Raw genomic sequence first — 13,086 nt, forward strand, 5'->3', positions numbered from 1 at the left:
GACCGGTGCCGGTGTCCCATACTCTGCCTGCCGCAGCGGGCAGAGGGAGGCAGCCACCGATGCTGGGCGCGTTGGGGCTGAGCCCCGAGGACGAGGCGGTCTACGGCCTGCTGGTCCGGCGGGGCCAGTCCGGCCCGGCCGAGTTGGGCGACGCCCTGCGGAGGCCCGCCGCGGCGGTCGAGGCGGTGCTCTCGCAACTGACCGCGTACGGCCTGGTGAAGCACGGCCCGGAAGGGCAGTTCTCGGTGGCGCCGCCCGCCGTCGCGCTCGGGGCGCTGATCAGCGAGCAGCGGGGCGCCCTGCACAACGCGGAACTCGCGCTGGTCAGGCTCGCCGAGGAGTACCGCTCGTCGATCGCGGGGCGCACCATCGACGAGCTGATCGAGGTGGTCAGCGGCGTCGACGCCGTCCGGCACCGGTTCGCGCAGGTGCAGCACGCCGCCCGCACGCAGGTGCGCAGCTTCGTCACCACCCCGTTCATCGCCGTACCGCCGGGCGCCAACGCGGTGGAGTCGACGGCGGTCGGCCAGGGGGTGCGCTTCCGCGTCGTGATCGACCGGCCGACACTGGCCGAACCGGGGGTGGTCACCGAGACGCTGGAGTCGCTGCGCGACGGCGTCGAGGTGCGGGTGGTCGACCACCTGCCGATCAAGCTGGTCCTGGCCGACGCGGAACTGGCCCTGGTGCCGTTGACCGCCACGCCCGGCGGCGAGCCCGGCGCGGTGCTGCTGCACCGCACCGGGCTGCTGGCGGCGATGGACGCGCTGTTCGAGATCGTCTGGCGGCACGCCCACCCGCTCGACTCCTCGGCGCTGACCGCCCCCGCCGGCGACGACGCCGACAGCCAGGCCGCCGACGGCCCGACCGAACTCGACCGGAAGATCATGGCGCTGCTGCTGGCCGGGCTCACCGACCCGGTCGTCGCCGCCCAGCTCGACCTGTCGTTGCGGACCCTCCAGCGGCGCCTGCGCCACCTCATGGACCTCGCGGGGGTGCAGACCCGGATGCAGCTCGGCTGGCACGCCGCGCGGCACGGCTGGGCCTGACGGGGCCGCGGGCCCGGCGAGCCCGTGGCAGGGCCGGCGCACACCGTGGCGTCAGGAGAAGAGGCCGCGGCGTTGCAGCGACTGACGGATCCAGCCGTCGAGCTGGGGGGTGAAGTCGGTGCGTTCGGCGGTGGCGTGGTCGACGGTGAAGCGGCCGAAGGCGTCCCGGCCCTCGGTGAACAGACCGCCGCGCTTGTCCAGCTCCAGCACCACCTGGATCTGCTGCGGGTCGGTGACGAGGGTGACCTCCAGCTGGTTGATCGCCCCGGCGTACTGCGGCGCCGGGTAGAACTCGATCTCCTGGTAGAAGGGCAGGGTCTGCCGTACGCCGTAGATGTGGCCCCGCTCCACGTCGGCCCGGGCGAACCGGAAGCCCAGCCGCAGGAACGCCTCCAGGATCTTCTGCTGGGACGGCAGCGGGTGCACCGCCACCGCGTCCAGGTCGCCCTTGTCCACCGCGCGGGCCACCTCCAGCTCCGTACGCAGCCCCATCGTCATGCCGTGCAGGTGCTGCCCGTACAGCTCGGTGAGCGGCGTCTCCCACGGCACGGCGAAGCGGAACGGGATGTCGTGGCGCTGCCCCGGGGCGAGCCGGAAGGCGCCGGTCGCGGCCTGCCGGTGGAACTCCTGCGTGGTCTCGTAGTCGTTGTCGCCGCTCTCGACCTCGACCCGGGTGACCAGGCCCAGGGCGACGTACGACACGTCGACGAGGTGGTCGCCGCCAGCCACGTGGATGACGCCCTCCAGCTGGCCGCCGGGGCGGCAGTTCGGATTCGTCAGCACGGTTTCCACGGACGGGCCACCCACACCCATCGCCTGCATGAGCCGCTTGAAGACCACGACACCCTCCACAACCTGTTCGGTACGCCGACGTCGCCGGCGGGCCGGCCGTGCGGGCCGACCGCTGGCACGGTAACCGCCGGCGGCAACCAGCGCTCGGCGACGAGCCGCCCACGCTGAGCAGGGCATCGACGGAATTCGTGTCGGTTCCCCGATCGCCTCACTCCCGTTTCACGCCCCGCCCGCCAAGCTGTGTGTCACACCGGCACCACTGGGCCGGATCCAACGGCACAGACGTGGACACGGGGAGAAACTGAGATGGCCCTGCAGATGACGGAGCACCGGACGCGCCCTGCCGGCACCACCGAGGCCGCGAGCGCCACCGACACCCTGACCGACCTCGACGCCACCGACGAGCGCGGCGTCTCCACGGACCTGGTCCGGGCATACCTGAACGGGATCGGCCGGACGAAGTTGCTGACCGCCGCCCAGGAGGTCGACCTCGCCAAGCGGATCGAGGCCGGGCTGTTCGCCGAGGAGAAACTCGCGACCTGCACCCCCGTCTCGGCGGAGTTGCGGGCCGACCTGGGGCTGATCGTCGCGCAGGGCCGCGCCGCGAAGGACCACCTGCTGGAGGCGAACCTGCGCCTGGTGGTCAGCATCGCCAAGCGGTACACCGGTCGCGGCATGGCGTTCCTCGACCTGATCCAGGAGGGCAACCTCGGCCTGATCCGCGCGGTCGAGAAGTTCGACTACGCCAAGGGCTACAAGTTCTCCACGTACGCCACCTGGTGGATCCGGCAGGCGATCACCCGGGCCATGGCCGACCAGGCCCGCACGATCCGCATCCCGGTGCACATGGTCGAGCAGGTCAACCGCATGGTCCGGGCCCGCCGCGAGCTCTCCGTCTCGCTGGGCCGCGAGCCCACCGTCGCCGAGGTCGCCCGGGCCATGGACATCCCGGAGTTCCAGGTCATCGAGCTGATCTCGTACGACCGGGAGCCGGTGAGCCTCGACCAGGCGGTCGGTGAGGACGGCGAGAGCGCGCTCGGCGACTTCGTCGCCGCCGTCGACCCGAGCGCCGAGCCGGGCGACGCCGCCGCGCAGGGCGAGCTGCGCAACGAGGTCAGCATCGTGCTGTCCACCCTGTCGCAGCGGGAGCAGGCCGTGATCCGGCTCCGCTTCGGCCTCGACGACGGCCGGCAGCGCACCCTCGACGAGGTCGGCCGGGAGTTCGGCCTGTCCCGGGAGCGGATCCGGCAGATCGAGAAGGTGACCCTGCTGAAGCTGCGTGACCCGGAGCGGGCGCAGCGCCTGGAGGCGTACGCCTGCTGACGTTTCCTGGACCACGCGAGGCCCCGGCGGTTCGCCGGGGCCTCGCGTCCGTCCGGACCGTGGTCCTTGATCCCGGCTGCCCGACGGGCTACCAATAGCCATGAACTGGACCCTGGAAGTGGTGGTCGTGCCGGTCTCCGACGTGGACCGGGCCAAGGCGTTCTACGCCGACCGGCTCGGCTTCGCCGTCGACCACGACACGACGTTCGGCGACGACGCGCGGATCGTGCAGCTGACCCCGCCCGGCTCAGGCTGCTCGATCGTGATCGGCAGGGGGCCCCTGCCCGAGATGCCACCCGGCTCGCTCAAGGGCCTCCAGCTCGTCGTGCCCGACCTGCGCCGGGCGCGGGCGGAGCTGGTCGAGCGCGGCGTCGAGGTCAGCGAGATCCAGGTGCTCGGCGAGAATCCGCGCCCGGTGCCGGACCCGTTGGACAACGTCGGCTTCGTCCACTTCGCCGACCCCGACGGCAACGCCTGGTCGGTGCAGCAAATCTCCGACCGGGCGGCCTGACAACTCTAACAATCGATCCCAACGATCGGCACGGCAGTTCCGCCTCCAGGGATAAGCGCAGGCGCGCCGTACGAGTGCGATCGGGCACGAGATCATTTCTCTTCGAGGAGACTCCAGAATTCTTGTACCATCACGGGCACTACAGCGCGCGGATCAACACCAGCCATGATGTCTTGAGGCCTCGCATGGCGTTTGAGGAAAAGCTTTTGACCTCCGGCCGACTTGACTTCCTCACTCAGAATTCCGCTCGCGAGAAACGCGGACCTCACCCTCATCCATTGCGAATTACCCACAATGGAAGGCATGCCATTGCCGTCAGTCTCGGTTACGGTATTGGTCTTCGAGAAAATCCGGCACAGTCGATCAACCAAATCAATAATCTCAGACCGAACCCTCCTTGTCTCAGCGGGAGTACCAGCCGCCGGCAAGCCGCAGGCCTCCAAAGCGGAGCGCATTTCTCTTGGCGAATAGAGCCACCGCTCACCTCCGGCCACACGGATGCCTATTCCGTAGAAGTCGTCCACTGCAAGGCCTGCAAAATCTAAAGTAGTGCTGGACGGCTCTACCAAAGGACGATCGAAGGTCAGGTTACTTGCCGTGCATTGCACGAAGCGGACTCCACTTAGATCGGTGCCCACAAACCTGCAGTCAACAAAAGTTGACTCCTGTAATTCCGTACCAGCGAGGCGGACATCCCCCATGACAAGACCTCTAAACGAAAGCCTCTCGCATCTAAGGCCCGCCACGATTGACGCAGCGAGATTGCCCGCATTGCGGCGGACCTGCTCTACATCACCGTGCGCGTACTTGAGAGAACTAGATAGGCAGTCAATCCGCGTTTGCATGCTGCCGTCTCTTGCCCGCCTTCCTGCAAGCGCTGCCGCCTCCTCAGGAAGTCTGCCCCTGCGCAGAAGGCGACCTAAAGCCGACGGGTCGTTAGCAGCCCAAGTATCTGCGATTGGATCAGCGAGAAAGTATGAATAAAATATGTCATGCTCGAAGGCTAGGCTACCAGGAAGGGTCCCAGGAGACAGGAGAGCCGCCGAAGGTAGCCGCTCTACGACCTCCGCTAGGGCCTCTCCTTGTAGCTCCATGAGCTCGCCCAGTAATCTGCCAAGCTCCTTGACGGAAGAATAAGAAAGCTGCCGGACCTCCTGCCGCCACATTTCTTCGGCAAGTTCCGTCAAGAAGAACCGGAACTGATCCGTTGTAAGAAGCGGGCGGCCCGATCCAGCACGAAGCTTCTTTGTCACTTCACGGTTGATGTAGCCGGCGACAAGGCGATCGAGCAACGTAGCGCCACCCGGAAGAGCGTCCTCCAGCAATACGTCTGCCGTACTCTTCACGAATAGTGGCTTCCCTGCCACCTCCTTCACCTCAGGTGTTGCCAGAACGGCAGAAACTTTGCCCTCAAACTCATCGAGATCACCGCCGACGAGCCCTTGGTCCGCCCCAAATAGCCTGAGGTAATGCGTCCGTCTGCCCTCATCCCAATCGAGGAGCCGAACGCCTTGCAGGTGCCAAGCGTCCGGCGTCTGCTCCAAGACTGTATTCGTCCTCGTCAAGAATTCTTGCTCATAGTAGGAGCTTCGGGCTGCGGTCACCAGGCAACCATGCCCGCTCAAATCAGAGATGAATTTTGCGAGGCTACTAAAGGCCTCCTCATAGCTTCCAATACTGCCCACAAGCTCGTCAAATCCATCGATCGCTACGATCATGGCGCCACAACGAACTAGCGGGCTTATTGCATGATAGGGGAAACGCGCCCGCAAGTCATCCAATTCGGCAGCGAGCGCTTCGTCAAGCTGAGCCAAGCGACGGCCCTGGGCATCAACATACAGCCACAGTGACTCAGTTGCTCCGTTAAGATATTCGATCGCCTTTCTGCGCGCCACGTGACGCAACAGACTTGTTTTACCTACTCCAGCCTCAGCCGAAAGGAAGACTACCAGCGTCCGCCCTTCTCCAGGAACACTAAGCCTCGATAGCAATGAATCGGCATCCTCGGGCGACATTAACCCGAGCGGCTGCTCAAGCAGTTCAGCCAAGGGCGAGACGTAAGGGCCGGCCTGCCCGACGATATTTACAGCGTTCCTTGCAACGCCACGGAGGTCCGCCATGTAGGGACTCGCAAGAAAGCTTCGGTACGTCAACTCCTTGCCATCAACTTCGACTTTCTCAGGGAAGGCCGAGGTGTCGTACTGCAGAAAGAACCGAGCAGATCGGGGTGTTCCATCCTGCATCCATCTTCCCCGAAACCATCGGCCCCCTTCACCCCTAACCACTACTTCTGTAGCAGGATCAGCAAAAGCACCCAGGTCCCGTGCGAGAACCTCAGTGGAGGATTGGCGGTCTGCTTTCATCATCTCCAAGATCCATCCACTAGAAATGTGACGGAGAGGTTCGAGAAATGCGGATCATTGGCGGTCGTGGATCTCCGACGCAACCAACGGAGGGGTGTTCTTGTTTGAGTCGCCAGGGTTAACATAGCAGGCAGATAGTCGTCGTCGTCGGCAACCACAACAACCGTATCATGGCCCCCAATTCTGGCGAAGTGCAGCGCATCCTGCGCGAGCATCTGATCTACCATTTTCTGGCCGCCGTTTTTGTAGGTTCCCACAAGGATTGCCGACGGCTGACATGCGAGAGAGCGAGCTATGCTGGGCCGTACCCGCATCCCCTCCCGCAGGCCCTGCAACCGTCGCAACTGCTTGCGCAGGCGGTTGAACTGCTCAGTTGGATTTCCGATACGGTCAGTAAAGCCGCCATACAATCTGCAGTCGACATCCACGATACCGTCCCGGCGCGGCGCACGTAATGACACCTGCAGCAATTGCCCTACAAGATCCACTAGCTCTTCATAGTCCCGGTCAGTCCTAACTCCTGGATCAACATTGAATACATCCACAAGAGCAATCACATCCGATACGGCAAGCAGTGGGCCGCTACGAGAGGGAGAAGGAATGCCCATGCAGCTACTCCTATGCCCGGAACCGAGCCATGAAGAATCTTCAATAAAGAGTGTTAGTTATATCCAAGAATCCTCCCTCTTTCAAGCGTCACTTGGTGTACCTCACAGGCGGCGGGGGCCGGTGTCGGGGCGGGCCACGGCGGAGCCGACCCGCACGGTGGCGTGCAGCACCGAGATGCCGTCGGGGCGGGCGAGCACCGGGTTGAGGCTCAGCGCGCGGACCCGGGGCTGCTCGTCGGCGAGCCGGCCGACCCGCAGCAGCAGGTCCGCCAGGGCCGCCCGGTCCACCGGCGCCGCGCCGCGGTGCCCGCGCAGCAGCGGCGCCGCCCGGGGCTCGTCGACCAGCTCGGCCGCGTCCAGGTCGGTCAGCGGCACCGCCCGCCAGGCCCGGTCGCCGAGCAGCTCCGTGGCGACGCCGCCCAGCCCGAAGCCGACCACCGGGCCGAACGCCGGGTCCTCCACCAGCTCGACCACGCAGGCCACACCGGGCGGGACCATCGGCTGCACCAGGACGTCCGCGCCGAAGACCGCCGACATCTCCGCGTACGCGCGGTGCACCGTGGCCGGGTCGGGCAGGTCGAGCCGGACCGCGCCGAGGTCGAGGCGGTGCCGCAGACCGGGGGCGGCGGCCTTGAGGGCCACCGGGAGACCCAGCCGGGTCGCCGCGTCGACGGCCTCCGCGGCGGAGCGCGCCGGCACCGACTCGACCACCTCGATCCCGTACGCCGCGAGCAGTTCCGCCGGGTCGAGGGCCTCCGGGCGCAGGGCGGCGTGGGCCGCCTCCCGGTCCACCCGGGGCAGCTCCGGCGGCACCCCGGCGGGCCGGCGCAGCCAGTCGGCGTACGCGGTGACCCGGGCGAGGGCGCGCACGGCCTCCTCCACGCTCGGGTAGGCGGGCACCCCGGCGGGCGTACGGCCGACCAGGAACGTCGCCACGGCCGGCTTGCCGGCGGCGAACGCGCTCGGCAGCGCGGCGGTGAAGTCCGACTCCGTGTCGGTGAGCTGGCCGGGCAGCGGCGGGGCGAACACCACCACCAGCGCGTCCACCTCGCTGTCGGCGCCCGCCTCGGCGAGCGCGGCGGCGAACTCGGCCGCGCCGGCGCGCGGGCCGACGTCGCGCGGGTAGCCCCGGGCGACGGTGAGCCCCTGCGCGGCGCAGGCGGTGGCCGCCAGCCCCGTCAGCGCCGAGGAGTTGCCGACCACGCCTACCCGACGGCCGGCGGGCAGCGGCTGGTGGGCCAGCAGCACCCCGACGTCGAGCAGCTCGGCGACGGTGTCCACCCGGATCACGCCGGAGTGGGCGAACAGCGCGGCGACCGCCACCTCGTCCGGGCCGGCGGAGTCGCCCACCCCGGGCGGCCGGGCCGGCGAGGCGAGCGCCACGACGGGCTTGTCCCGGCCGATCCGGCGCGCCAGCCGGGCGAACTTGCGCGGGTTGCCGAACGTCTCCAGGTACAACATGATCACGTCGGTGCCGGGGTCGTCCTGCCAGTACTGGAGCAGGTCGTTTCCCGAGACGTCGGCCCGGTTGCCGGCCGAGACGAAGCTCGACAGGCCCAGCCCCCGCCGGTCGGCCTCGGCCAGCAGCGCCACCCCGAACGCGCCGGACTGGCTGAAGATGCCCACCCGGCCGGGCACCGGCAGCCGGGGGGCGAGGGTGGCGTTGAGGCGTACCGCCGGATCGGTGTTGGCCACCCCCAGGCAGTTCGGGCCGACCACGCGCATGCCCGCCGCGTACGCCGCGCGGACCAGCGCGCGCTGCGCGGCCGCGCCCTCGCCGCCGGCCTCGGCGAAGCCCGCCGAGATGACCACCAGGCCGTGCGCGCCCGCGGCGGCCGCGTCGGCCACCACCTCCGTCGCCGCCTCCGGCGGGACCGCCACCACGGCCAGGTCGACCGGCACGCCGGCATCGGCCGCCGAGGAGTACGCGGGCAGCCCGGCGACCGTCGTCGCGCCCGGATGCACCGGGACCACCGCGCCGGTGTAACCGCCGTCGCGCAGGTGCCCGAGCACCGCCGCGCCGACGCCCTGCCCGGTGGCGCTGGCGCCGTAGACGGCGACGCCGCGCGGGGCGAGCAGCCGGGCGACGGAGCGGGCCTCGGTGCGGTGCTCCCGGCCGCGCTGCACCTCCAGCGTCGCGTCGGTGGGGGCGATCGGGAAGCTCAGGTGCACCACGCCGTCGGCGAACTGCCGCTGCACCTGGTAGCCGAAGTCGGAGAAGACCCGCAGCATCGCGCCGTTGGCCGGGAGCACCTCCGCCACAAAGTTGGCGATGTCGTTGCGGCGGGCCGCGTCGGCCAGGTGCTCCAGCAGCACCGAGCCGATGCCCCGGCCCTGGTAGGCGTCCTCGACCACGAACGCCACCTCGGCCTCGGGGGCCTGCGGGCCGAGCCGCTCGTAGCGGCCGACGGCGACGATCCGGTCGCCGACCAGCACCACGAACGCCTCCCGGTCGCGGTGGTCGACGTTGACGAAGCGTTGCAGGTCGCGCTCGGGGATGCGCGGGTACGGCGAGAAGTAGCGCAGGTAGCGGGTGCGCTCGGAGAAGCGCGAGTGCATCGCCACGATGCCCGGCCCGTCCGACGGACGGATCGGCCGCAACTGCACGGTGCTGCCGTCGCTGAGCAGCACGTCCACCGGTTGTTCCACAGTGGTCACCTGTGCGGTCCCCTCCGCCCGCCGGATCAGTCGCGCGGGTCGTGCGGATCGAGCCCGAACAGCGGGAAGGCGGTCTTGCGGGCCGCCGCGATCGCCCGGTCCACGGCGCTCGGCTCGCCGGTCGGCTGCCACGGCTCGTACGCCGGGTCCACGTCGTCGGTCATCCGCAGCGGGATCTGCCGGCCCGGCCGGCGCCCGGCGGCCAGCTCCCGCCACGCCGGCGGGGTCAGCGTCGCCGGGTCGATGGGCTCCCCGGCCGCCACCGCGAGCAGGTGCGTCCAGGCCCGGGGCACCACCTCGACCAGCGCGTACCCGCCGCCACCGGTGGCCACCCAGCGGCCCTCGCACAGCTCGTCGGCGAGCGCCCGCAGGGCCAGGTAGGTGGCGCGCTGCCCGTCCACGGAGAGGTTCAGGTCGGCGAGCGGGTCGAGCCGATGTGCGTCGGCGCCGCACTGGGTGACCAGCACCTGCGGCCGGAACGCGCGCAGCACCGACGGCACCACCGCGTGGAAGGCGCGCTGCCAGCCCGCGTCGTCCAACCCGGGCGGCAGCGGAACGTTGACGGCGCTGCCCTCGGCGCCCGGCCCGCCCGTCTCGTCGGGAAAGCCGGTGCCCGGGAAGAGCGCCAGCGGCGTCTCGTGCACGCTGACCGTGAGCACCCGGGGGTCGTTCCAGAAGACCTGCTGCACCCCGTCGCCGTGGTGCACGTCCACGTCCACGTACGCGACCCGCTCGGCGCCCAGGTCGAGCAGGCGGGCGATGGCCACCGCCGGGTCGTTGTAGACGCAGAACCCGGAGGCCCGGGCCGGCATGGCGTGGTGCAGGCCGCCGGCCACGTTGACCGCCCGCCGGGCCTCGCCCCGCCAGACCGCCTCGGCCGCCGCCACCGTGGCGCCGGCGACCAGCGCGCTGGACTCGTGCATCCCCTCGAAGACCGGGTTGTCGGAGGTGCCCAGCCCGAAGCCGGCGAAGAGCGGATCGCGGGGGGCGACCTTCACCGCGGCGAGGTAGCGCGGGTCGTGCACCCGGCTCAGCAGCGCGTCGTCGGCCGGCTCCGGCTTCACCAGCCGCACCCCGGGACGCGCGAGGACGCCCAACTCCCGGGCGAGGGCGAAGGTCAACTCCAGCCGTACCGGGTCGAGGGGATGGTCCCCCATGTCGTAGGCGAGCAGCGACTCGTCCCACACCACCACCGTGTCGTCGGACATGGCCCCATCGTCGCACGCGCGCCCCGGCACGCCCGCGCACGCGCTGCTCAGCCGCCGGGTGTCGCCCGGCGTCCGTTGCCCGTTCAGCCGGTCGGGGTCGCTCCGGTGGCCACCGGGCGGGCCGGGTCGGCGACCCAGTTGCTCCACGAGCCGACGTAGAGCGCGGCGTCCGGCCGGCCGGCCAGGTGCAGCGCGAACACGGCCTGCGCGGCGGTCACCCCCGACCCGCAGTACGCCCCCACCGGCCGGTCCTCGCCCACCCCGGCGGCGGCGAACCGCTCGCGCAGCGCCTCGACGGCGGGGAACCGGCCCTCGGCGACGTACTCGCCGGCGGGCAGGTTCACCGCGCCGGGGACGTGACCGGCGACCGGGTCGATCGGCTCGGTCTCGCCCCGGTAGCGGGGCGCGGCGCGCACGTCGAGCAGGACACCGTCGTCGGCCGCGGCCAGCCGGGCCGCCTCCCCCGCGTCGAGCACCGGCAACGCTCCGGGCCGCACCTCCACGTCGCCCGGCTCCGGGGTCGGCACCGCCGTGCTGACGGGCAGCCCGGCGGCCAGCCACGCCGGGAAGCCGCCGTGCAGCAGCCGTACCGGCCGGTGGCCCGCCCAGCGCAGGGTCCACCAGGCGCGGGCGGCGGCCATGCCGTCGCCGCCGTCGTACACCACGACGGGACGACCGGCGCGCACGCCGGCGGCCCGCAGCGCGGCCTGGAGGGCGGCGGCGTCGGGCAACGGGTGCCGGCCGGCGGGTCCGGGCGGCCCGCAGAGCGCGGTGTCCAGGTCGACGAAGACCGCGCCGGGCAGGTGACCCGCGGCGTAGTCCTCCCGACCAGGCGCGCCGACGAGCCGCCAGCGCACGTCGAGCAGCGTGGGCGGGTCGGCCTGGCCGAGTTCGACCGCGAGCCGACCGGCCTCGACAAGGAGATCATCGGAGGCGGACATGGCATCCAGTCAACACCATCCCGGCGCGGACCTGGCGGTTCGCCGTGGGTCGTTCGGTGAACACCGAGGTAGCATCGTTGGCCGGAGGTCCGCTGACGTGAAGCATGATCTGGTCGACACGACCGAGATGTACCTCAAGACCATCCTCGAGCTGGAGGAGGAGGGGGTTCCGCCGCTGCGTGCCCGCATCGCCGAGCGGTTGGGGCAGAGCGGGCCGACCGTCAGCCAGACCGTCGCCCGGATGGAGCGCGACGGCCTGCTGACCGTCGAGGGCGACCGCCACCTGGCGCTCACCGCGCACGGCCGCAGCAACGCGGTCTCCGTGATGCGCAAGCACCGCCTCGCCGAGCTGCTGCTGGTCAACGTGATCGGGATGCCCTACGAGGAGGCCCACGAGGAGGCCTGCCGGTGGGAGCACGTGATGAGCGACGCGGTCGAGAAGCGGGTCTACGACCTGCTGAACCGGCCGACCCGCTCGCCGTACGGCAACCCGATCCCGGGGCTGGACGAGCTGGGCACGCCGGAGCAGGCGACCGCCGCCCCGATCGAGGGCGAGCGCAACCTGGCGTTCCCCGGGCTGTCGGGGCCGGTCGTGGTGCGACGCATCTGCGAGAGCGTGCAGACCGACGCGGACGTGCTCCGGCAGCTGCACGCCGCCGGCGTCGACCCGGGCGCGACGGTGACGGTGGCGCAGGAGCGCGACGGGGTCTCGATCGACCGCTCGGGCGACCGCATCAGGTTGCCCCGTGAGGTAGCCTCCCGCGTCTTCGTCGCCGCCCACTGACCCATTCCGCGCGTCGCCGGATCGGGCCGGACGCAGCGCGCCCACACCGGTCGACGCGCGGCACGGCTGCCCAGGTCGGAGTCAGAGCGACCGGATGTCGAGTTGCCCGGCCAGCGTGACGAGCGCCTCCGCGAGTCGCTCGGCGTCGGCCCTGGCCGTGTCGCGGGCGGTGGCGTAGCGCAGGGTGACGAGGCGGCCCTCGGCGGCCAGCCAGCCCACCTCCGCGACCGGGCCGAAGGCGCCCTTGGCCGAGGTGGTCCGCCGGTACGCCCGCTGGCCGAGCCCGGTGACCTTGGCCGCCTTCTCCGGCACCACGTCGGCGGTGAAGGTCGCCGCGTCGATCGACGTCCGGGTGACGGTCAGCGTCAACTCCGGCAGGGCCTCGCGACCGGCGCGCACCACGCAGGTGTGGCTGTCGCCCGTCGCGCTGGCCGCCGCGACGTCGAAGCGGACGCCCGCGTGCTGCTCGATCACGCCGAAGTCCAGCAGCCGGCACGCCCCGCCGGAGGAGGCGGCGGCCAGGTCGACCGTGACCGGCGCGGGCGGTGGTACAGCCACCGGTTCCGCCTCCCCGCCGCACCCCGTCACCAGCAGCAGGGTCACCCCGGCGCCCACCATCCGCCCGCGCACGATCACTCCTCCGCTGCCCACCCCGACGTGTCCGCCGGACACCGTATGGCCCGCCAGAGTCACTTGTGAAGACCGAAGGAGCATAGGGGTCCGACATCGGGCGAGGACGCGGCGCGAACCACGCCTTCACCGGCGGAGGCTGTGCGGACCCACCGGTGTCAACGGCCTGAGCACGGTGCGGCTATCGGCAGTCGTGACCGCCGAGAGCCGGGACCGGGTGAG

11 protein-coding genes are annotated in these 13,086 nt (G+C 70.4%); 4 read left to right on the forward strand and 7 right to left on the reverse strand.

The genetic code is table 11. The features are described from left to right. The first annotated feature begins 59 nt into the window (after positions 1 to 59). Complete coding sequence (locus ABZ573_RS09075) at positions 60 to 1,046, forward strand: helix-turn-helix domain-containing protein (RefSeq protein ID WP_151452436.1); 987 nt, start codon at positions 60 to 62, stop codon at positions 1,044 to 1,046. 51 nt (positions 1,047 to 1,097) lie between these two features. Here the strand turns inward: ABZ573_RS09075 and ABZ573_RS09080 are convergent, their stop codons facing one another. Next, complete coding sequence (locus ABZ573_RS09080; protein ID WP_151452470.1) at positions 1,098 to 1,886, reverse strand: sporulation protein; 789 nt, start codon at positions 1,884 to 1,886, stop codon at positions 1,098 to 1,100. A gap of 270 nt (positions 1,887 to 2,156) precedes the next feature. On the opposite strand from ABZ573_RS09080, the gene sigB reads away from it, so the two are divergent. After that, on the forward strand, positions 2,157 to 3,161 hold the full coding sequence (gene sigB, locus ABZ573_RS09085; protein ID WP_151452469.1) for an RNA polymerase sigma factor SigB: 1,005 nt from the start codon (positions 2,157 to 2,159) through the stop codon (positions 3,159 to 3,161). A 100-nt stretch (positions 3,162 to 3,261) separates the two neighbouring features. After that, positions 3,262 to 3,672 (forward strand): VOC family protein, encoded by a 411-nt coding sequence (locus ABZ573_RS09090; RefSeq protein ID WP_132233001.1) that lies wholly within the window; start codon positions 3,262 to 3,264, stop codon positions 3,670 to 3,672. 92 nt (positions 3,673 to 3,764) lie between these two features. Here the strand turns inward: ABZ573_RS09090 and ABZ573_RS09095 are convergent, their stop codons facing one another. The 5 genes from ABZ573_RS09095 to ABZ573_RS09115 form a co-directional block, all read right to left on the reverse strand. Beyond that, positions 3,765 to 5,915 (reverse strand): ATP-binding protein, encoded by a 2,151-nt coding sequence (locus tag ABZ573_RS09095; RefSeq protein WP_358116966.1) that lies wholly within the window; start codon positions 5,913 to 5,915, stop codon positions 3,765 to 3,767. 119 nt (positions 5,916 to 6,034) lie between these two features. Continuing rightward, positions 6,035 to 6,643, reverse strand: coding sequence for a hypothetical protein (locus tag ABZ573_RS09100; protein ID WP_358116969.1), 609 nt, complete (start codon positions 6,641 to 6,643; stop codon positions 6,035 to 6,037). Between the two features lie 102 nt (positions 6,644 to 6,745). After that, positions 6,746 to 9,301 carry a GNAT family N-acetyltransferase gene (locus tag ABZ573_RS09105; RefSeq protein WP_358116971.1) on the reverse strand — a complete coding sequence of 852 codons (2,556 nt, stop codon included), beginning with the start codon at positions 9,299 to 9,301 and terminating at the stop codon, positions 6,746 to 6,748. A gap of 26 nt (positions 9,302 to 9,327) precedes the next feature. Beyond that, entirely contained in the window at positions 9,328 to 10,509 is a 1,182-nt protein-coding gene (locus tag ABZ573_RS09110) for an acetoin utilization protein AcuC (RefSeq protein ID WP_358116974.1), read from the reverse strand. Between the two features lie 83 nt (positions 10,510 to 10,592). Further along, positions 10,593 to 11,450, reverse strand: coding sequence for a sulfurtransferase (locus ABZ573_RS09115; RefSeq protein ID WP_358116976.1), 858 nt, complete (start codon positions 11,448 to 11,450; stop codon positions 10,593 to 10,595). A 97-nt stretch (positions 11,451 to 11,547) separates the two neighbouring features. Here ABZ573_RS09115 and ABZ573_RS09120 point away from each other — a divergent pair, with 97 nt between their 5' ends. Continuing rightward, positions 11,548 to 12,234, forward strand: a complete 687-nt coding sequence (locus ABZ573_RS09120) for a metal-dependent transcriptional regulator (protein ID WP_327030871.1) — start codon at positions 11,548 to 11,550, stop codon at positions 12,232 to 12,234. An 81-nt stretch (positions 12,235 to 12,315) separates the two neighbouring features. Here ABZ573_RS09120 and ABZ573_RS09125 read toward each other — a convergent pair whose 3' ends face one another. After that, the gene (locus ABZ573_RS09125) at positions 12,316 to 12,864 is read right to left on the reverse strand and encodes a hypothetical protein (RefSeq protein ID WP_358116978.1); all 549 of its coding nucleotides are present in this window, start codon (positions 12,862 to 12,864) and stop codon (positions 12,316 to 12,318) included. Between the last annotated feature and the right edge of the window lie 222 nt (positions 12,865 to 13,086).

It is taken from the genome of Micromonospora sp. NPDC007220 (assembly GCF_040634035.1).
Classification (GTDB): Bacteria; Actinomycetota; Actinomycetes; order Mycobacteriales; family Micromonosporaceae; genus Micromonospora; species Micromonospora reichwaldensis.